Origin of the sequence: Ktedonobacter racemifer DSM 44963, from assembly GCF_000178855.1 — a bacterium.
In the GTDB taxonomy this organism is placed as follows: Bacteria; Chloroflexota; Ktedonobacteria; order Ktedonobacterales; family Ktedonobacteraceae; genus Ktedonobacter; species Ktedonobacter racemifer.
In genome coordinates, this window is the sequence record NZ_ADVG01000002.1 from 2,820,698 (window position 1) to 2,838,989 (window position 18,292).

At 55.2% G+C, this 18,292-nt stretch carries 16 protein-coding genes; 6 read left to right on the forward strand and 10 right to left on the reverse strand.

Going from position 1 to position 18,292, the window contains the following annotated elements; all coding sequences use genetic code 11:
- The first annotated feature begins 432 nt into the window (after positions 1-432).
- The 3 genes from accC (at position 433) to KRAC_RS28535 (ending at position 3,594) form a co-directional block, all read left to right on the forward strand.
- The gene (gene accC / locus KRAC_RS28525) at positions 433-1,785 is read left to right on the forward strand and encodes an acetyl-CoA carboxylase biotin carboxylase subunit (RefSeq protein ID WP_007913287.1); all 1,353 of its coding nucleotides are present in this window, start codon (positions 433-435) and stop codon (positions 1,783-1,785) included.
- Positions 1,786-1,893: 108 nt separating this feature from the next.
- Positions 1,894-3,132 (forward strand): beta-ketoacyl-ACP synthase II, encoded by a 1,239-nt coding sequence (gene fabF / locus KRAC_RS28530; RefSeq protein ID WP_007913289.1) that lies wholly within the window; start codon positions 1,894-1,896, stop codon positions 3,130-3,132.
- Between the two features lie 6 nt (positions 3,133-3,138).
- The gene (locus KRAC_RS28535; protein ID WP_007913291.1) at positions 3,139-3,594 is read left to right on the forward strand and encodes an acetyl-CoA carboxylase biotin carboxyl carrier protein; all 456 of its coding nucleotides are present in this window, start codon (positions 3,139-3,141) and stop codon (positions 3,592-3,594) included.
- A gap of 92 nt (positions 3,595-3,686) precedes the next feature.
- On the opposite strand, the gene ilvA is transcribed toward KRAC_RS28535, so the two are convergent.
- The 5 genes from ilvA to pdxS all read right to left on the reverse strand — a co-directional run bounded on the left by ilvA (position 3,687) and on the right by pdxS (position 10,536).
- Positions 3,687-4,994, reverse strand: a complete 1,308-nt coding sequence (gene ilvA, locus KRAC_RS28540; RefSeq protein ID WP_007913293.1) for a threonine ammonia-lyase — start codon at positions 4,992-4,994, stop codon at positions 3,687-3,689.
- A gap of 1,107 nt (positions 4,995-6,101) precedes the next feature.
- Positions 6,102-7,925, reverse strand: coding sequence for a R3H domain-containing nucleic acid-binding protein (locus tag KRAC_RS28545; protein WP_007913300.1), 1,824 nt, complete (start codon positions 7,923-7,925; stop codon positions 6,102-6,104).
- A gap of 11 nt (positions 7,926-7,936) precedes the next feature.
- The gene (locus tag KRAC_RS28550) at positions 7,937-8,974 is read right to left on the reverse strand and encodes a hypothetical protein (RefSeq protein WP_007913301.1); all 1,038 of its coding nucleotides are present in this window, start codon (positions 8,972-8,974) and stop codon (positions 7,937-7,939) included.
- 40 nt (positions 8,975-9,014) lie between these two features.
- The gene (gene pdxT, locus KRAC_RS28555) at positions 9,015-9,626 is read right to left on the reverse strand and encodes a pyridoxal 5'-phosphate synthase glutaminase subunit PdxT (RefSeq protein ID WP_007913303.1); all 612 of its coding nucleotides are present in this window, start codon (positions 9,624-9,626) and stop codon (positions 9,015-9,017) included.
- Positions 9,627-9,648: 22 nt separating this feature from the next.
- Positions 9,649-10,536, reverse strand: a complete 888-nt coding sequence (gene pdxS / locus KRAC_RS28560) for a pyridoxal 5'-phosphate synthase lyase subunit PdxS (RefSeq protein ID WP_007913306.1) — start codon at positions 10,534-10,536, stop codon at positions 9,649-9,651.
- A gap of 396 nt (positions 10,537-10,932) precedes the next feature.
- Between pdxS and KRAC_RS28565 the strand changes: the two genes are divergently transcribed.
- On the forward strand, positions 10,933-11,358 hold the full coding sequence (locus KRAC_RS28565) for an MSMEG_6728 family protein (protein ID WP_007913307.1): 426 nt from the start codon (positions 10,933-10,935) through the stop codon (positions 11,356-11,358).
- Here the strand turns inward: KRAC_RS28565 and KRAC_RS62690 are convergent.
- Entirely contained in the window at positions 11,336-12,118 is a 783-nt protein-coding gene (locus tag KRAC_RS62690) for a class I SAM-dependent methyltransferase (protein ID WP_007913309.1), read from the reverse strand. The genes KRAC_RS28565 and KRAC_RS62690 overlap by 23 nt on opposite strands.
- A gap of 105 nt (positions 12,119-12,223) precedes the next feature.
- Positions 12,224-12,361: a helix-turn-helix domain-containing protein gene (locus tag KRAC_RS70290; protein ID WP_007913311.1), complete on the reverse strand. Its 138-nt coding sequence runs from the start codon at positions 12,359-12,361 to the stop codon at positions 12,224-12,226.
- 188 nt (positions 12,362-12,549) lie between these two features.
- Between KRAC_RS70290 and KRAC_RS71740 the strand changes: the two genes are divergently transcribed.
- Both KRAC_RS71740 and KRAC_RS71745 read left to right on the forward strand, forming a co-directional pair.
- Positions 12,550-13,065, forward strand: a complete 516-nt coding sequence (locus KRAC_RS71740) for a helix-turn-helix domain-containing protein (RefSeq protein WP_007905169.1) — start codon at positions 12,550-12,552, stop codon at positions 13,063-13,065.
- On the forward strand, positions 13,062-13,679 hold the full coding sequence (locus tag KRAC_RS71745; RefSeq protein ID WP_007905171.1) for a transposase: 618 nt from the start codon (positions 13,062-13,064) through the stop codon (positions 13,677-13,679). The genes KRAC_RS71740 and KRAC_RS71745 overlap by 4 nt, the downstream gene beginning before the upstream one ends.
- A gap of 7 nt (positions 13,680-13,686) precedes the next feature.
- On the opposite strand, the gene KRAC_RS28585 is transcribed toward KRAC_RS71745, so the two are convergent.
- The 3 genes from KRAC_RS28585 to KRAC_RS28595 form a co-directional block, all read right to left on the reverse strand.
- Positions 13,687-15,120, reverse strand: coding sequence for a zinc ribbon domain-containing protein (locus KRAC_RS28585; RefSeq protein WP_007913312.1), 1,434 nt, complete (start codon positions 15,118-15,120; stop codon positions 13,687-13,689).
- A 309-nt stretch (positions 15,121-15,429) separates the two neighbouring features.
- Complete coding sequence (locus KRAC_RS28590) at positions 15,430-16,353, reverse strand: hypothetical protein (RefSeq protein WP_007913314.1); 924 nt, start codon at positions 16,351-16,353, stop codon at positions 15,430-15,432.
- A gap of 9 nt (positions 16,354-16,362) precedes the next feature.
- On the reverse strand, positions 16,363-18,291 hold the full coding sequence (locus KRAC_RS28595) for a cyclic nucleotide-binding domain-containing protein (RefSeq protein ID WP_007913316.1): 1,929 nt from the start codon (positions 18,289-18,291) through the stop codon (positions 16,363-16,365).
- Position 18,292 lies beyond the last annotated feature (1 nt).

Consider the following 18,292-nt stretch of genomic DNA (forward strand, 5'->3'; position numbering starts at 1 on the left):
TGCTTTAGCTTTATGGCTTTGCATAATGACGCCCGTTGGAACACATTACAATACTTCGGTAAATTTCTGCCGCACGCTATGGAATTGTATCCTCTTGCCAGGAGTCTTGTCCATCTTGCTCCTATTTATAGGATACTCAGCACCCGGTAATAGGATATATGGAGGGCACATTCAGTGTATATGTCGTTATCTCTTAAGTGTATTACGATAGCGTAGCCTTTCTGGCTGTAGAGTGGTAGAGGGGCGCCTTATCCTGGCTTGCAATGCTAGCTAGCTAACACTATTTGGTCATTCCAGGCCCTGTGAGCAGCCCTGTTTCCCAAGGTGTGGTATAATTTACCAAATTGACCCCTCCCCTAGGGCTTTTTTGTGAGAGGAGTAAGGTGAGGCGCGTGTTCCCTACTAGAACCTGTCGCGCTTCATTAGTGACATATGTTTCGAAAAATTCTGATCGCCAATCGTGGTGAAATCGCGCTGCGTGTCATCCGGGCCTGTCGGGAGATGGGTATACGCAGCGTCATTGTTCACTCCGAGGCTGACCGCGATTCGCTTCCTGTACGCCAGGCTGATGAGCGTATCTGCATCGGCCCCGGCCCCAGTGGGAAGAGTTATCTTAACATTCCCAATATTATTAGTGCCGCACTTATTTCTAACGCGGAAGCAATTCATCCCGGCTATGGTTTTCTCTCTGAGAATACCAGCTTTGCTGAGATCTGTAAGGACGTTAATATTACCTTTATTGGCCCCTCAGCGAGCGTGATGTCTGTCATGGGCGATAAGGTATCCGCGCGCGAGGCCATGATCAAGGCTGGTCTGCCCACGCTTCCCGGTACCCCCGTTTTGCGCACGCTCTCTGAAGCTCAGGATGCCGCGCGCGAGATTAGTTTCCCGCTGATGCTGAAGGCCGTGGCGGGTGGCGGTGGTCGTGGTATTCGCCTCATCAACAAGCCTGAGGAGTTTGATCGCGTTTTCACCGTGGCTCAAAATGAGGTCCGCGAGGCCTTCCGAGACGATGGTATCTATCTTGAGCGCTATGTCGCCAAGGCGCGCCACGTCGAGATCCAGGTCCTGGTGGATAACTATGGCCATGGTGTACACCTGGGCGAGCGCAACTGTTCCTGTCAGCGTCGTAACCAGAAGGTGCTTGAGGAGTCTCCAAGTCCAATTTTGCCGCGTGAGCTGTGCGAGGAGATGGGCCAGAAGGCGATTCGCGCCGTTCAGGAGGTTGGTTACCGCAACGCGGGCACGCTGGAGTTCCTGGTCGATGAGCAGAATCGCTACTACTTCATGGAGATGAATACCCGCCTCCAGGTGGAGCATCCCGTGACGGAGCTGGTGACTGGCATTGACCTGGTGAAGGAGCAAATTCGTATTGCTGCGGGCCTTCCCCTGCAACTCAAGCAGGAGGATATCAAGTTCCGGGGCCACGCGATTGAGGTTCGCATCACCGCTGAGGATGCCGATGCTGATTTTCGCCCACAGACCGGTGTCGTTGAGAATTACCAGGTTCCTGGCGGACCTGGCGTGCGCGTCGATAGCCACCTCTACTCGGGCTACGAAATTCCTCCGCACTATGATTCGCTGCTTTCAAAGCTTATCGTCTGGGCTGAGACACGTAACGAAGCCATCGCTCGTATGCAGCGTGCGCTCGATGAATATGAGATCGAAGGCTTGACGACGACGATCCCCTTCCATAAACGCCTGCTCAGCCATGAGGGCTTTATCCAGGGGGATACGTATACACGCTTTATTCAAGAAGAGGCCACTGCTCTAGGTATTGGCTAACTGTATCGGGAGGGGAGAGAGCCAGCCGGCGGCGCGGTTCCCGGTTAGGGCTTAGTGGGGAGTGATAAACCGCTTACTTCTTTTATGTAAACTACAGGAGGTGACTTCGTGTCTCGCGTAGTTGTAACCGGATTAGGACTGGTTACCTCGTTGGGTAACGACCTGGCTTCCTCGTGGGAGGCACTCTGTCAGGGCACGTCTGGTGTTGGTGAGATTACTTCTTACGATACCGAACGCTTTCGAGTGCATTTTGCCGCTCAGATTAAGAACTTCGATCCCACTCCCTATATGGATCGCAAGGAAATTCGGCGCAACGATCCCTACGAGCAGCTCGCCATCGCCACGACCAAGCAGGCATTGGCTCAAGCGGGTTTAGAGATTACAAATGATATTGCCGATGAGGTCGGCGTGTATATTGGTAGTGGTATTGGTGGCCTGGTCACGCTGCATGAGCAGTTTAAAGTGCTGCATGAGCAGGGACCAGATCGCATCAGCCCGTTCTTTATCAATATGATGATCGTTGATGGTGCGCCTGGCATTGTCTCGATTATGACTGGTGCGCGTGGCCCAAACTGGGCCGCGGTCTCAGCCTGCGCGACCAGCGGTAACACGATTGGTGAGGCCTGGGAGACCATTCGTCGCGGCGATGCGAAAGTCATGATCGCGGGCGGCTCTGAGAAGGCAGTGACACCTATCTCGATGGCAGCCTTTGACAATATGAAAGCCCTCTCACGGCGTAACGATGATCCCCAAGGGGCCAGCCGGCCGTTTGATGCCACACGTGATGGCTTTGTCATGGGTGAGGCCTCGGCAGTGCTGATTCTTGAGGACCTGGAGTTCGCCAAAGCGCGCGGCGCAAATATTCTGGCGGAACTGGTTGGTTATGGTAGCACGGGTGATGCGCACCACGTGACTGCTCCGTCTCCCGGTGGTGAGGGATTGGTACGCGCGATGCGTCGCGCCTTGCAGAAGGCCAACCTGCGCCCTGATCAGGTGGACTATATTAATGCGCATGGGACCTCTACACCTCCTAATGATGGTGTAGAGACGCAGGCCATTAAGACCACGTTTGGTGAGCATGCCTACAAGGTTGCTATCAGCTCGACCAAGTCAATGACGGGTCACACACTCGGCGCGGCGGGCGCGGTTGAGTCTGTGATCTCAATCCAGAGCATTCTAACAGGCATTATTCCGCCGACCATCAATCTGCATCATCCCGATCCAGGATGTGATCTCGACTATGTGCCCAACGAGGCGCGTCACGCGACCGTCAATGTAGCCATGTCGAACTCGCTGGGCTTTGGTGGTCATAATACCTGCTTAATATTCAAGCGATACGAAGAGTAATATGTTATGAAGACTGAGAATCATGAGCAGTGGCTGGAGCGCGTTGAGAAATTGATCCAGGTTCTTGAGGGGAGTTCTATCGGTGAACTGGAACTTGCCGAAGGGGAGTTGGAGATTACGATTAAACGCGATCCAGGTATGGTACTGGTCTCTGCCCCTACCGTCTCCGGACCAGTAGCCATCGCGGGGGCACCGGCTCCACGCGCTCAGAAGGCGGATACAACCGTCGCGGTCAACGCGCCTCTGACAGGTGTGTACTATTCCGCGGCCTCGCCCTCCTCTCCACCGTTCGTCAATATTGGCGAAACGATTCACGTTGGTCAGGTCGTGGCGCTCATTGAGTCGATGAAAGTCTTCAATGAGGTCGTGTCTGAGGTTTCTGGTCGCGTTACCGCTCTGGTGGCGAAGAGCGGAGACGTGGTGCAGAAGAACGCGCCGCTTATTCGCGTCGAACCCCTATAAATAATTTTTGTTTGAAAGTGAGATGCCCCTGGCAGCCGCAGGCTGCCAGGGGCATCTCACTTTCAAACAGAATAACTTGCGTAACGAGTTCTTTAGCGGCGAGCATCCTGCTCTTCGTCAAAGGTTTGGGCCTCTTCCACCATGTAGCCTGCGCCGCGCAGGCGGCGCAGTAGCTCTTCGCACTGCGCTCGGTTGCGCGTCTCCAGCGTAATTGTTTCCTCGCGTTGCATGATGGGCAGGCGCTCGGTGATGCGTTGATAGCGCACATCGATGACGTTGATACGCATCTCGGCGATAATGTTGAGTAGGCGCATCAGCTCACCTGGCCTGTCGTCGAGGCGCGTGTGGATGACGAAGTAGCGACCCGAGACCGCCAGGCCATGCTCAATAAAACGCCCAACCAGGTTGATGTCAATATTGCCGCCCGTGAGCGGCACGAGTACCTTTTTCCCTGGCAGCTTGACGACGCCACTAAGGAGAGCAGCCAGGCCAATCGCGCCTGCGCCTTCGACTACCATCTTGCTGCGCTCCATGAGCAGGAGCACGGCCTTGATGATATCCTCATCGCTGACCAGGACGATATCATCGACGAGCTGCTTGATAATAGAGAAGGTCAGCTCGCCGGGGCGCTTGGTGGCGATACCATCAGCGATGGTGTTGATCGCGGGCAGTGTGACCGGCGTGCCGCTATCAAGCGAGGCGCGACAGCTTGGCGCGCCCGCGGCCTGTACACCGATGATTTTAATGTCGGGCTTGAGTGCCCGTGCGGCGATGGCGATGCCCGCGATCAGGCCGCCACCCCCGATGGGGACAAGAATGGCGTCGGCGTCGGGGAGATCATTGAGCATCTCCAGGCCCAGTGTGCCTTGCCCCGCGATGACATCCGGATCGTCGAATGCATGGATAAAGGTGGCACCACTCTCACGCTGCAGCTCACAGCAATGCTTATAGGCGTCATCGTAGGTGCTGCCATAGAGCTCGACGGTCGCGCCATATTCCTGAGTGGCGACGACCTTGGCCAGGGGCGCGCCCTCCGGCATGACGATGGTGCAGGGAATCTGATGTTGGGCCGCGGCGATGGCTACGCCTTGCGCGTGGTTGCCCGCCGAAGCCGCGATCACGCCAGCTTTATATTGTTCAGGAGTAAGTCGCGAAATTTTATATGCCGCCCCACGTGCCTTGAACGAACCTCCACGCTGTAAATGTTCCGCTTTGAGATAGACATCCGCCCCAGTCATCCGCTGATAGGTTCGTGAAGGCGTGAGAGGCGTATGATGCATAATAGGCTTGAGGAACTTATAGGCCTGCCAAATATCGGCGATAGTGACTGGTAATGGTGGCGTCTCGACCAGGGCAGGTAGCCGAGTGGTACCTGTAGTCGAGTCATGTTCGATAAGCATAAGACTGACGACTCCTTTCAACCCTCCGCATGCCACACCACGACCTTTGTGGTTTTGCGTAATTGCCGGTTCTCCATGCAGCTTTGCATCTGTGACTTGCAGAGCATTATAACATGCCATGTCATGGTAGACAAAAGGCTGTGACGTTCATGGCGATGTACTTGTATGCGCTTGCCTTGCGCTCCCGTCTTCATTGATCAGTTTTGCTGTACTTATAGGTAGAGTAGTCACCCCTTATATGTACGATTATACTTACGTGTATGTGTCAAGATGTGTCAATAAAATACATATGGAAGTATTGAGCGTGTGGAACTGCTGCTCCACACGCTCAATACCTCCATATATAAAAAAGGGAACCAGTACAGTGTCTTAAAATGATGGCAAATATGCCTATTCACCATCCGTTGGGACGGCCAGCCGTCCAGGGCAAACTGCGGTGCCCCCTACTCCTCGCCGCACTTGCAAACGGTCGGAGCTACTTCTTCTTTGACTCAGCTCGCTGGAAGATGCTTCACTTCACAAGAAGTGGCTTGCTAGACAAATCAAACAAAAGAAGCATAGAAGTAAAGGTATTTATTAATAGCTATTTACATTTATTTCGATGTGCATAATACATGAGAGGAGTATGTGTGTCAAGAGGGTATTTTAACGATGTTTGTCATCCTTTGTCATCAGTTCTTAGAAACGTTTGACACACCGCTCTGTCTCCTTCACAATTCAATTGCCTATTTAAGTTGGCACTTCGACCTGGATGCTCCCTCTTGTCGTGGTCAGGCCGAAGTCCTTCCAGTTGATAGCGATGAATGGATTCAGGGTCGCGGGTTTTCCATACGACGGAAGCCTTGAGCTACTTCATATGTAGATGCGTACTTTAGCAGAGTCGGCCCCTCCTGCACCTCGGTTTTAAAGATGTCCCCATACATAAAAAAGGGAACCAGCACACCACTCTGGTTCCCTAACTTTATGTTTGCCTGTTTTTTGTTGTTTACTTCGGGCCTGGCCTGGGCGCTCTCTTTTCATGGGCTGGAGAAGAGATTGGGCTGACCGAAGTCCTTCCTGTTGTGCGCGATGAATGAGCTAAAGGGCGAGATGGTTCCTTATGCCATATTAGTCGCGAGCGCGAAAGATTTTGACACGGCGATTGGGCTCTTTGCCCCGACTGCGTGAAAGCAGGTTATAGCGTGTCGCCATCTGGTGCTGCAAGCGGCGAATATGGGAGTTGGCTGGCGGAAGCTCAGCCGTGGTCAACCCTTTATTGAGCACTTGATGAATCGCGTCCTCTGTCTCCAGAAGGGCCTGTTTGGTCGGGTCATCAAAGTGCATCTCACCCAAGGCTGGATGGCTCTCCTCACCTTCGACTGTATCCTCCTCTGGAATGTCGAAGATACGTGCCAGGGCGTGCTGCATTTGCGAGACGGTATTGTTCTTCAGAATGATGAGTAGTTTACCGTCTTGTGCGGCCAGTTGCAGGCGCTCTCCCTGGTGCCGATAGTAGTTTTTCAGCGTCATCACGGCATCGGCCTCTTTCTGGTTGTTTGTGATCACAACCGGAACGCGTAGATGGCGTGATGCGTCGCTAAGTCGGTCACGGTTGACCCCGAATGGATAGACACGTAAAGTCCGATTGAGCGGGAGGGTTTCGGTCCTATGATCCTCCTCAGGCTCGCTCTCGATGGCTGTGCCTGGCGTAGTCGTGACTTCAGCGGGCGAGGTGCCGGTCGGGGCTAAGGCCCTCATTGGCATGGGTGGTTCATTGGAGCCACGCCGTGGGCGCTCTATCTGACGCACCCCCTTGCTGCTGCCACGCTCTGAGCGATCACTACGTTCGGAATGATCACCACGCTCGAACGTGCTGGGGGTAAAGCCCTGGCTACGGTTGCCCAGGCCTCCGATCCCATTGGGGGAAGCGTTCTCCATACCGTTTCGGCTGATACGGCGGAGCGCGATATGCCCCGTGTTCTCGTCGCGTGTGCGTTCCTCGGCCACAATGATCATGCCTCTGAGCATGGTATCGACAGTGTCGGCGACATCGCGATGCACAATGACCTCTTCCCAGCTCTGCTGTTCCACCACGACATCAAAAGTCGGTGGCGCCTTACGCTCAAGAATACTCTTTTGCGTATGGCGGCGGCGCGCCTCTTCGTCGCCCAGGGTGACGGTTTGAATACCACCAACCAGGTCCGAGAGGGTCGGGTTCATCAGCAGATTGCCGAGGGTGTTGCCATGAGCCGTCGCGACGAGCTGGACACCACGTTCCGCGATAGTGCGGGCGGCGGCGGCCTCCAGTTCGGTGCCTATCTCGTCGATGACGATAACCTGGGGCATGTGGTTCTCCACAGCCTCGATCATCACTGCGTGCTGCTCAACCGTGCGTGCGACCTGCATACGACGCGCGCGTCCGATACCAGGATGAGGGATATCACCATCACCCGCGATCTCGTTGGAGGTATCAACCACCACGACGCGCTTGTTTGCTTCGTCTGCCAGGACGCGCGCGATCTCACGCAGAAGCGTGGTTTTACCCACACCTGGGCGACCCAGAATCAGGATGGATTGCCCCTGCTCCACGATATCGCGGATGAGGGCGATGCTTCCTAACACGGCTCGACCGATGCGGCACGTCAGTCCCACGACTTTTCCTTTGCGGTTGCGCAAAGCGCTAATTCGGTGTAGCGTTCGCTCTATCCCTGCGCGGTTATCATCGCCAAATTCGCCGATGCGTTCAACCACATATTCGAGGTCAGCATAGGTCACGGGCTGATTGCTTAAGAGGACCTCTCCCTCGGGGAAACGTCCCTCGGCCAATCGCCCGAGGTCCATTACGATCTCCAGCAGTTCGCTTCGGTTCTCTAGCCGATTGACCGCGTCGTGGATGCTAGGTGGAAGGGTCGCTAGCAGAGCCTCAAGATCGTCGGTGACCACATGTTGCATAGGCAGTTCTATCACCTCATTAACTTTTGGCGTGAATTGACCGTCCCCAGGCCCTTCAAGCCATAGACCGCTCTTTGTTCTAGCAGGGGGACTGTGCTTTGCCTCGTAGCTAGTGATGCTACGTGTCGCACGAGCAGCAGCCTGGTGGTTGACTGCTCAAATCCACTGTTGCATAGAGCGGTAATAACGCATGAGTCGTACTCGCGCACCAGGCAGTAAATGCGGCGTACGTCTGCTTCCAGTAACCTGCGCATGCCAAAGCGTAACAGCGGCTCCGCCAGGTCGGCATGTTCTGGATGGACAATAAGAGAGAGACGATGGGGTATGGTGTTATGCCCTCGGCAAATGCGTAACCAGGCGCCCAGGCGCACGCCAACGTCGCAGACATAGTTCTCGTTCCAGGGTGAGAACCAGCGCTGTGGCCCGACATGCAATTTGGCGTATTCCTCGCTGTTTTCAAGCAGCTCGGCCATGCGCACACGCTGTGGTGTGGTGGCCCGGTACAGTTGATGCAGGCCCCAGGCATAGTGGCGATGCCACTTGCGCAGGGAGCTCAACTGTTCACCTTGCTCGGGTAAAGTTGTTCCCGGTTCATAGACATAGGTGAGTTCGCGCGCATAGCGTTGGAAGCCACTGCGTACGAACATGTCTACCTCAGGCACCTCATCTTCAACCTTCGCAAAGATACGCAATATTCCATGCGCCCCCGCCATCTCTAGGGTGTAGTCGAGCAGCGCGCTCAGTACCTCTTCGCTGGAGACGTTTCTGTTGCGCATGGAGGCAAGATATGAGAGATCCCACGCTTTGCGCGCGGGTCGTTCGTTCATTTGTGCGAAACCGAGTAATTGCCAGTGGTCTTCACAGATCCAGGTTCGCGAAGCTGGGGTGAGCGGCAGAAGGTTACGCAGGATAGGTGAGGGCAGCGAGTCTCTCTCTACAGGCTCCAGCCAGCACACGAAATTCGCAATTCCGTGTTTTGGACTACGAGCATGTCGGTCCATTGCATAGATGATTCCCGGTAGATCCACAAACAGGACCGGTCGTATCATCCAGTTCTCCTGCGTCCCTTTAGGGGCATCATTGATGCCCCTAGTTGCTGACGCTCTCTACTATGCGGAGAAAGTATTGGTGGAAACGGGTGTCTCCCGATACCTCGGGATGAAATGCAGTACCTAGCCTGGTTCCTTCTCGGACAGCAACGATGGTTCCATCGTCGAGCGTAGCCAGCACTTCTACTCCTGGTCCAACCTTTTCGACCAGTGGACCGCGGATGAAGAAGGTGTGGAATGGCGCTTCGCCAAGTTCTGGCACTACGAGATCTGTCTCAAAACTTTCCCGCTGACTGCCGAAAGCGTTACGACGAACTTTGATGTCCAGCGAGGCCAGAAGTGGTTGGCCTGCCAGCGCATTATCCGTCTCTTGTGATAACAATATAAGACCTGCGCATGTTCCCCAGACCGGTATACCGTCCCGAATTTTCTGCCTCAAGGGCTCCAGGAGATTATACTCGATCATGAGTTTGCCTATCGTGGTACTTTCACCACCTGGTATAATTATACCATTTATTTCCTCTAGTTGCTCAGGGAGTCGAATAGCTTTTCCCTCAGCGCCTAACTCGGCCAGCATCCGCAGGTGGGCCTCAAAATCGCCCTGTAATGCTAATACGCCGATACGTGGCAAAAGGTTGCGTCCTTGTGTCATGGTGCCTGAGCCTGTTCCGCTACTACCAGCCACGACGAGCCATCAGGTCGTCTTGCGAGAGCTTATCCAGGTTGATACCAACCATTGGTTCACCCAGGTTGCGCGATACTTCGGCGACGATGCCTGCATCCTGGAAGTGTGTGGTCGCGCGAACGATGGCCTTGGCACGCTTGAGAGGATCGCCAGACTTGAAGATGCCCGAACCCACGAAAATGCCTTCTGCGCCCAGGCGCATCATCAATGCGGCGTCTGCCGGGGTTGCGACGCCACCCGCTGAGAAGTTGACGACAGGCAGTTTGCCGGTGCGTGCGATCTCACGGACCAGGTCATATGGCGCGCCCAGGTTCTTGGCCTCGCTCATCAACTCTTCTTCTGGCAGATTCTGCAGGCGACGAATGCCGTCCATGATGGTGCGCATATGACGAACCGCCTCGACGATATTGCCAGTTCCGGCCTCGCCCTTGGTGCGCATCATCGCGGCGCCCTCACCCACGCGTCGCAGCGCCTCACCCAGGTCGCGCGCGCCACAGACGAAGGGCACGTTGAAAAGATGCTTATTGACGTGGAAATGCTCATCGGCGGGCGTCAATACTTCCGACTCGTCGATGCAGTCAACGCCGATGGCCTGAAGAATTTCAGCCTCGACAAAATGACCAATGCGGCACTTCGCCATGACCGGGATAGTGACGGCCTCTTTAATCTTGATGATTAGCTCGGGATCGCTCATGCGAGCAACGCCACCATGGGCGCGGATATCCGCTGGCACGCGCTCAAGAGCCATAACGGCTGAGGCGCCGGCTTCCTCGGCGATCTTAGCCTGCTCGGCGTCGATGACGTCACAGATGACGCCACCTTTGAGCATCTCGGGAAAACTTCGCTTAACCTGTACTGTACCTGTCTGTTTTTCCATTGTGTAGAAATCTCCTGCCATTTATCTGAGAAATTTCGCGGCCATAAATTTTCTTTTCGAATTCTAACATAGCCTTCTGGCTCTTGCTACAGCCAATCCCTTCCACCCAGGCCAGCCATCTTACATTGGCTCCATCCATGTGAGCATAGTAGCTGGCTCTCTTCTTTTCTATCGACTATTTGGGGTACCTTCTACATCATTGAGCAAGACAGATGACTTCTCGCGCCTACGGCGCAAAAAAATTGTATGATGGTGTTTGTCGTTGAGGGCGCCATTGGCGCCCTCAACGACAAACACCATCATACAAAAAAATATATGTGACCAGCCAGGTTGGCGGAGCGTGCTACTCTCGTATGAGGCCATGCTGTGTTCTGTGGAAGGAGAGAGCAGGCGCGTATGCAGACGTTCCTCCCTTATGCCTCTTTTGAGGAGACGGCCCGGGTGCTGGACTCCAGGCGCCTGGGAAAGCAGCGGGTAGAGGCATCTCAAATCCTGAAGATCATTACGACGCCAGACTACCTGGGCGCGTGGCGGCATCATCCTGCCGTTATGATGTGGCATGGCTATGCTACCGCGCTGCGCGAGTATCTTAATACAATGTTGACCGAGTGGGAGCGTCGTGGTTACAAAAACATGAAGCTACATCACCACCTGGATGAGCAGCATATTCAATATCCCTGGTGGCTTGGTGACCCACGCCTGCACGATTCCCATAAATCAAATCTGCTGCGTAAAGATTGGCTCTACTACAGCCAATTTGGCTGGGAGATCTCTGACGATATTCCCTACTACTGGCCCGTTACCTATCGGCCGCCCGAGTAGTGTTCTCCTTCTGGATATACCAGATGTAGCCACTGAAGCGGAAAGTGCCATGCTCACTGGTAAAGAAGGGACTGACCTGCTCCAGTAGTGAAAGATAGACCTCTTCCTGGCTCCTCTCACCTCTCTCCAGCACAGATATGACCAGGCTTTTCGTCATCAAGTATCTTACTAAATCCTCTTTGGTGAAGAGTACTTCGTTGACATAGCGCTCCTCTCGGATGAAGCGCAGACCATGCTCGGCCAGGACATGTGGGTCAAGGGGTTTATTTTCGCGGGGAGTAACGGGGTACTGGGTAAGATATTGCTGGGCTACCCATTGTTCAAAGGCCTGATTTTCGCGCATCGACCCTTCAAAGTTGTTGTCATAGATTACCAGCCAGCCACCAGAACGGAGGACTCGCGCGGCTTCAGGCAGGAAGCGCATACGATCCACCCAGTGGAAGGCAGACGAGATGGTGATCAGGTCGATGCTTGCGCCATCAAACGGCAGTTGCTCAGCTGGAGCCAGGATATAGCTCACACCTGGCAGCTCCGTGGCGGCAGCAAGCATTTCTGGCGAGAGATCACAGCCAATCACCTGGTCCGCGATATGTTTGAGCGCGCGGGTAGATTGTCCCGTTCCACAGGCCACGTCGAGCGCCTTTTTGACAGGTGTGTCCAGGTGAAGCGCGTTCTGGACCTTGGAGATCACAAGAGGGTGAAAGTAGGGCCGGAATGTGGCATAGCGTCGCGCCACGTCTGCATCTGCAAAGTAGTTCATAGCTGAATGGTTCCCTCCTCCGTAGGAAAATTTCTTCTTAATTAAGATCATAGCACAAGGGGCGAACCATTCAAAAGAAAAAACAAATAAAAAGTAGTAGGGGCATCAAGGTAAATCAATTTCATACAGCGAGATCAAGCCCTTTTTCAAGGCATAGATAACAGCCTGGGTGCGATGTGCAAGCTGCAATTTGGTGAGGATATTGCTAATGATTATATAATTACTGCTATATTGCTGCGGCATATGCTCTCACCTCAAATCGCTTATTATGAAGAAGTATTTTCTCCGATCTAAGAGCAAGTATACTGTCGCGGTCCCGCTTTGCCATCGCTGAAGGGCAGGATCTTATTCTCCCCTAAAAGGGGAGCTAAGAGTTGGGAGCTAGTGCAATCGTCCAAAAGAAAGTAGGAAAGTAGCCGATATGAGAAGGTATGCAACCCATTTTCATTCGACCACTCACCGAATCCGAGCGAGCCCATATCGAGGCTCACTTACGCTCCGGCTCAGCCTTTGTGCTACGCCGTTGCCAGATCCTTCTGGCTTCAGCCCGTGGAGAGCGAGCCATCGCCATTGCGCGGCAGCTGGGCTGCGACGACCAGACAGTGCGCAATGTGATCAAAGACTTCAACGAGCAGGGGCTCGACGTGCTCAAGAAGGAGTCCTGTCGCCCTCATCGGCTACGCACCAGCATTGCCGACGAGAATCTGCCAGCCTTGCGCGATCTGCTCCATCGCAGCCCGCGCGATTTTGGTATCGAGCGCAATCTCTGGTCTCTCCCACTGGTGGCGCAAATCTGCTTGTCACAAGGACTCGTAGCTGCCCCGACCACTGCTGCCAGTGTCCGCCGCGCGCTCAAGCGCTTGGGCGTCAGTTGGAAACGAGCCAAGCACTGGATTACCAGCCCCGATCCGCAGTATGCACGAAAAAAAAGGCTCGTGACCGCTTGATCGCGTACGCTCAACCCCGCTCTGATTGGGCCATTGGCTTCCTCGACGAGGTCTGGTGGAGCCGATTTGCTCTTCCACGCCTTCACACCTGGCAAGATCCAGAGTACCCAGTCCGTTTGGTTGAGCAATCCTGGCAAAAGAATGACCCTGACCCAAAAGCATTGGCTTGCTATGGTGTCCTCTGGCAAAACGGAACCACGGAGGAACCCGTGCGAGAGCAGATGTGGCTTCGTTTTGTCACAGGACGCCCGGTGAGTGAGATCACCATCCAGTTTCTGGACTGGTGTTGTCAGCAATTGGCCGCACAAGGCAAACGTCAGTGGCTCCTCATCTGGGACAACGCCTCCTGGCATGTGAGTAAGATGGTGCGCACCTGGATCAGAAAACACAACCTCGCTGTCAAACAAACGGACGAAGGGGTACGGATTTTGCCTTTCCAACTGCCCACCAAAAGTCCCTGGCTCAATCCAATTGAGCCCAAGTGGGTGCATGGCAAACGCAATGTGGCCGAAACCAATGGGCTGCTTTCGGCTCACCACCTCGCTGAGCGAGTCTGTGCCTATTATGGGTGTGCATATGAGCCACATTTATCTCTTCCCGAAAAGGTTTCGTAATCTTGCACTAGGAGTTCAATTGAGCCATAAGTTGTCCATAGTTATAGGCGGCATTAGCCCCACCCTGCTTATTTCCATTACCGTTGAGTACCTGGTCGCAGAGGGTGCGAATTTGTTGTAGCGTGGCCTGGTCGAAGGGATTCTGAGCGAGATTGATCGCCAGTTGGTCCAGGCGGGAGGCCCACTCACGGATATTTTCCAGGGTGGTTCGTGCCTGCTCGGCGTGTTGCTTGATGGTGGCGCTGGAATCGCTTTGCGTGGCTGCCAGCGAGACATGCATCAGGCTCATCTCGATATAGGCCCCCGTTCCTACAAGGCCAAAGCCGTCGCCTGCCTGCGCGATCTGCATTGTTGCGCACCGGGAGGGGAGTGTGACGTAGTGCGCTCCTCGCGTTCCCTCGACGATATTGAGTATATTCTGTGCGACACAGTGCACTGCCTGAGAGGGCAATGTGCGATTTTTAAGGAGGGTGGCCTGGGCGTTGAGCTGCCGCGCTTGCTCGCGTAGTCCGACCAGTAGTCCGACCTGCCCGGGTGTTTCGTCCAGGTGGACCAGCAGGTGACGTAGATGCACAAAGGCGAGCGGGGGGAAATCAGCCTTAAAGACGATTTTTCCTGTAGGGACGGTGACCTTGCTACTCTCCTGTGTGACCTGGATGCGGTTCCCCAGGCTAAGCAGATTGGTTGCTCCCAGCGTCCGTTGCAGGACAAAGTCTGTCCCGCGTGGCATCAATTGGCCCAGTGGGGTAATATGCTCCGCCTCATCGTCGATGAGCCATGCCAGATAGGTCGCATTATCGGCTGGGGCGTTAAGTTGCTTGAGCGTAATGGTCACGCGGTTGCTTTTGCCCGGTGTTTGTGGATCATCCGTGAAGGAGACCTCGCCCTGAACCTGGGTGCGGATCTGACTGCTAAAGTCGCGTGAGAGACGATAGCCGCCAATCGAACGGGTTTTGATCAGAGCATAGGCGCCTACGCCAATCGAGCTAATCAATAACGCGATGGTAATGAAAATAAGCATGGAGCGAAAGAATGTGTTGTGCTGTCCCCGAGGAAGCCCGGTGATAGGCTCGGCCAGGGCGAGGTGTAGCGCGGAAGGTGAGAGTTCCTTTCTGGCGAGATCGATCTCAGGAAGCTCCCTGGTGACGTATTGCCTCTTCGCTTGCATTTCATTATGGTGAGGGACAAATGCCTTGTATGGCCCTGTATGTCCTGGTCGCAGGCCGAACCCTATGCCTGATGTGGCTTGTGGACCTGGCAGCGGAGCGTGTACTATGGGTCTCTCCATAGTGAGACCGCGCCCTGCCTGGCCTGGTACAATGGCGAGGGGGGCTGGCTGCCGCTGCGACAACGGCTCTTGTTTGGAGTGTAGGCGTTGCCCGCAACGGCCACAGAAGATGGCCCCTGGCTCCATTTCCTCACGGCAAATAGTACATTTCATGATGACTACCCCTGGCTTCCCAGTAGTATTTCTCTTTGCCTCCTGGATGGAGGAGGTTCAGAAATATCTGTAATATGGCAGTATAGTGTTTATCTTTCTACTCCTCAGGTTTCTGGTACTTTTCTATGACTTCTCGCGCCTGCGGCACTCGCCTGGGTAGTGCGTGTGATGCGTGCTGGCGGCCGGAGGCCGCCAGCACGCATCACACGCACTACCCAGGTAACTTGCACATGGGATTAGTTATGTTGAGTTTGTTGGCGGCACATGGCCGGAACGGCCATGTGCCGCCAACAAACTCAACTGTTATTGTCACTCTGCTGGAAGGACGTGAAAGACGGTGATAAGTAGTTCCATGATGCTGTGGTAGGAGATGATGAGCAGGGCTCCGCTGGCCAGGACGATATGTATAGTGCGCCAGCGATGCATGAAGAGCTGGGCTGCTTGCTGGCGGTGGAGCGATCCCAACAGGTTTGTTCGTTCTCTGAGAGCCTCGGCGGCGCGTTGGAAGTCATGTCGCTCGCCAGAGGGGAGCGCGGCCTGGCGGGTTGCTAAGTGAGATGCCGCATTGGGCGCGGGCCTGGTCTGTGCCAGGTGATCGATGCAATACTCTTTGAAAGGGGCGGACTTGCCTGCGCATAGGCGTTCGACCGTTTCCTCCAGGAGGGTAATGCGCTCCTTGACGCCCTGGACGATGCCTACCCCGTTGGTCGCAGCCTCATGGGCCAGGCGGCGCGTTTGCCACTGGTCAAGCAGACGACCAGTAATGCCACTGAGAACGAGGAAGATCAGGGCGAAGAGGGCGGCTGGTCCGGCCTTGGCCTGGATCAGGTCACCCGCGCCTTGTACGAAGTCGTGTGTAATGTAGGCGTAGTTTTCGTGCAGGAGTGCGACCAGGATCGTGATGATTCCCAGCCAGGTGTGCATCCAGAGCCAGTTCTGTACTTTCCCAGGCAGGGCACGCACAAAGCGCCGGCGCAGGCTATAGCTCGCGCTCAGCAGGACCAGGGCGAAGGCGCAAATACCAAAGATGCGGAAGGGATCAAGCGCTGGTTCCGCGTCCTGTCCGTTATGGATGGCATAGGCGCTCCAGGCAAAGAGGAACAGGTAGAGTGCGCCGCTTCCCAGGAGCCAGAACCACTTCCCGCGTGAAGCGGGGGCGCGCCAGAGCTTTTTATATGTCTGCTGGCCCGCTATTTTATTTGCTTGTGAGGGAGATTTAGGTAGACTGGACATGCCTTGCTCCTACTTCAAAAGAATCTCTTCGGTCGAGCCAAAGAAGGTGCGCGGATTAACACGAATGGCCGCGCCCGTGGGGCAGGCCTGGACACATGCCTGGTCGTTATAGCCAGCACAGAGATCGCATTTGACTGCAATTTTCTTACGTATCTCCTCTACCGGGTCGAGTGGAGGAGTATTGTCCAGGGGACCAGGCGTGGTCAGGACTGGCAAGAGTTTGCGTTTCTTGCTAGAGAAGAAGGTGCTGAAGCTTTGCCAGAGGTCGCCCTGGCGCTGTGTCTGCTGTTCTTCCAGGTCAACGATAGAGATGTTGTCGTAGGGACAGCGCTCGGCACAGATCCCGCAGCCGATGCAGCTCTCGGTAATGTAGACTTCGCCGCTGGGCAGGCGTGCGATCCCCGCGCGGCTACAGAGCATGCAGACGGGATCTTGACATTGGCGGCAGGCAGTGGCAATGCTGATGTTGCCCACCACCAGGCCATTGCGGTTCATACGCGAATGCCCATGGCGGCGCTCGCAGGCCTCCTCACATTCATTACAATGAATGCATTTAGCCAGGTCGATGACCAGCACCTCGGTCCCCTCGATGACGCCATCGTCCACCAGTGCGTGCAATCCGGCGCGAGCAGCGGCATTGGAGGTAGTTCTGGTTGCTGGCTGTTTCTGGTCAAATTGGAAAGGTTCAAAGATCGCGCTCTGGGCGGCCAGTTTGGCGTCATTATAGAGCTTTAGCTGCTGCTGAAAGCGCGTTTTGACCTCTGGATAGCGGCGGAAGAGGTTGAGCAGCTCGCGGCGTGGAACCTCGGCCACGGTCGTGCGCGTGATTGCTGAGACTTTGACCGCGCGCTGGTCTCCCAGCATGTCAAGTCCCCCCGCGAAATAGTCGCCGTTCTGGCGATAGGCGATAATGCGCTCTTTGCGCCTCTTGCCAGGGGGAAGCTTGCGCGCCACCTTGACGAAGCCATCCAGCAGCAAATGCAGGGTCTCGCGCTCAGGCTGATCCTGGTCCTCTTCGTCAAAGAGTTGCTCACCTCGTTCATAGCGGCGCGTAATGGCCTGTTCTGCCAGGTGGCGTAGATCAATGGTGGCGATACCTTGTAGGAGTGGTAGGCGCCTGAGCACGGCTTCGATGGAGCGTTCCAGGTGGAGCGACTCAAAGAAGACCCTGACCTCCGGCACGATCTCCATCAGGCGCTGGACGACTTGCTCGGGGATGACGAGCAGGGCGCATTTGCCGATGGCGTAGGCGCTGGTCTGCCGCGTCTGCCCGCTGAGCATCTCATGTTCGCCGAAGTATTCGCCCCGGCGTAGGACGGCGAGGGGCAGCCCTGCCTCGCCAGGGCCTGTCGAGGAGATCTCCACGCGCCCGCTCAAAATAAGCACGAGGTCGCGACCAAACTCTCCCTCGCGCATAAGCCAGCTCCCAGGTTGTGTGATGCGCAGTTGTGAGGAATTGACCAGGTGTAGCAGGTAGTTATCAGGAATAAGCATCTCGTCGCCGAGCATTGGCTGCTCACGCAGGCGTGTAAGCAATTGTGAGACGCTCCAGCTTTTGGGCAGCATATCGCGCACACGCTCAATATCTGCCTTGTTTTCCCAGGATGTTCCCAGGCGTTCTTTGAGTGAGAGCATCAGCAGGTCGCGATGGTTATCCACCGGGCAGACGGGAACGCAGGAGCCACAGAGGACGCATTCGTCGGTGAAGCGAACGAGCAAAGGCGAGAGCTCATCATCGATCGTGGCTTTATTGAGTTCGGCGATACTAATTTTTGATGAGAGGGGAACCGGGCAGGCACGCATGCAGCGATCACATCCAATACACATGTCGATCTCAAAGCGAAGCTGCTCAGGCGTCAGTGGCCGAAGAGCGCGTTGTAGCTCAGCACCTGGAACTGGCTGCACCTCTTCTGGCCGAGAGGCTTTAAATCCTTGCATC

Excerpts from the sequence above, each read along its gene's own strand:
- KRAC_RS28565 (WP_007913307.1), top strand. The coding sequence starts at position 10,933 with ATGCAGACGTTCCTCCCTTATGCCTCTTTTGAGGAGACGGCCCGGGTG.
- KRAC_RS28590 (WP_007913314.1), bottom strand. The coding sequence starts at position 16,353 with ATGTCCAGTCTACCTAAATCTCCCTCACAAGCAAATAAAATAGCGGGC.
- ilvA (WP_007913293.1), bottom strand. The coding sequence starts at position 4,994 with ATGCTTATCGAACATGACTCGACTACAGGTACCACTCGGCTACCTGCC.
- KRAC_RS70290 (WP_007913311.1), bottom strand. The coding sequence starts at position 12,361 with ATGCCGCAGCAATATAGCAGTAATTATATAATCATTAGCAATATCCTC.
- KRAC_RS62690 (WP_007913309.1), bottom strand. The coding sequence starts at position 12,118 with ATGAACTACTTTGCAGATGCAGACGTGGCGCGACGCTATGCCACATTC.
- KRAC_RS28585 (WP_007913312.1), bottom strand. The coding sequence starts at position 15,120 with ATGAAATGTACTATTTGCCGTGAGGAAATGGAGCCAGGGGCCATCTTC.
- KRAC_RS71740 (WP_007905169.1), top strand. The coding sequence starts at position 12,550 with ATGCAACCCATTTTCATTCGACCACTCACCGAATCCGAGCGAGCCCAT.
- pdxS (WP_007913306.1), bottom strand. The coding sequence starts at position 10,536 with ATGGAAAAACAGACAGGTACAGTACAGGTTAAGCGAAGTTTTCCCGAG.
- KRAC_RS28595 (WP_007913316.1), bottom strand. The coding sequence starts at position 18,291 with ATGCAAGGATTTAAAGCCTCTCGGCCAGAAGAGGTGCAGCCAGTTCCA.
- KRAC_RS28535 (WP_007913291.1), top strand. The coding sequence starts at position 3,139 with ATGAAGACTGAGAATCATGAGCAGTGGCTGGAGCGCGTTGAGAAATTG.
- KRAC_RS28545 (WP_007913300.1), bottom strand. The coding sequence starts at position 7,925 with ATGCAACATGTGGTCACCGACGATCTTGAGGCTCTGCTAGCGACCCTT.
- pdxT (WP_007913303.1), bottom strand. The coding sequence starts at position 9,626 with ATGACACAAGGACGCAACCTTTTGCCACGTATCGGCGTATTAGCATTA.
- accC (WP_007913287.1), top strand. The coding sequence starts at position 433 with ATGTTTCGAAAAATTCTGATCGCCAATCGTGGTGAAATCGCGCTGCGT.
- KRAC_RS28550 (WP_007913301.1), bottom strand. The coding sequence starts at position 8,974 with ATGATACGACCGGTCCTGTTTGTGGATCTACCGGGAATCATCTATGCA.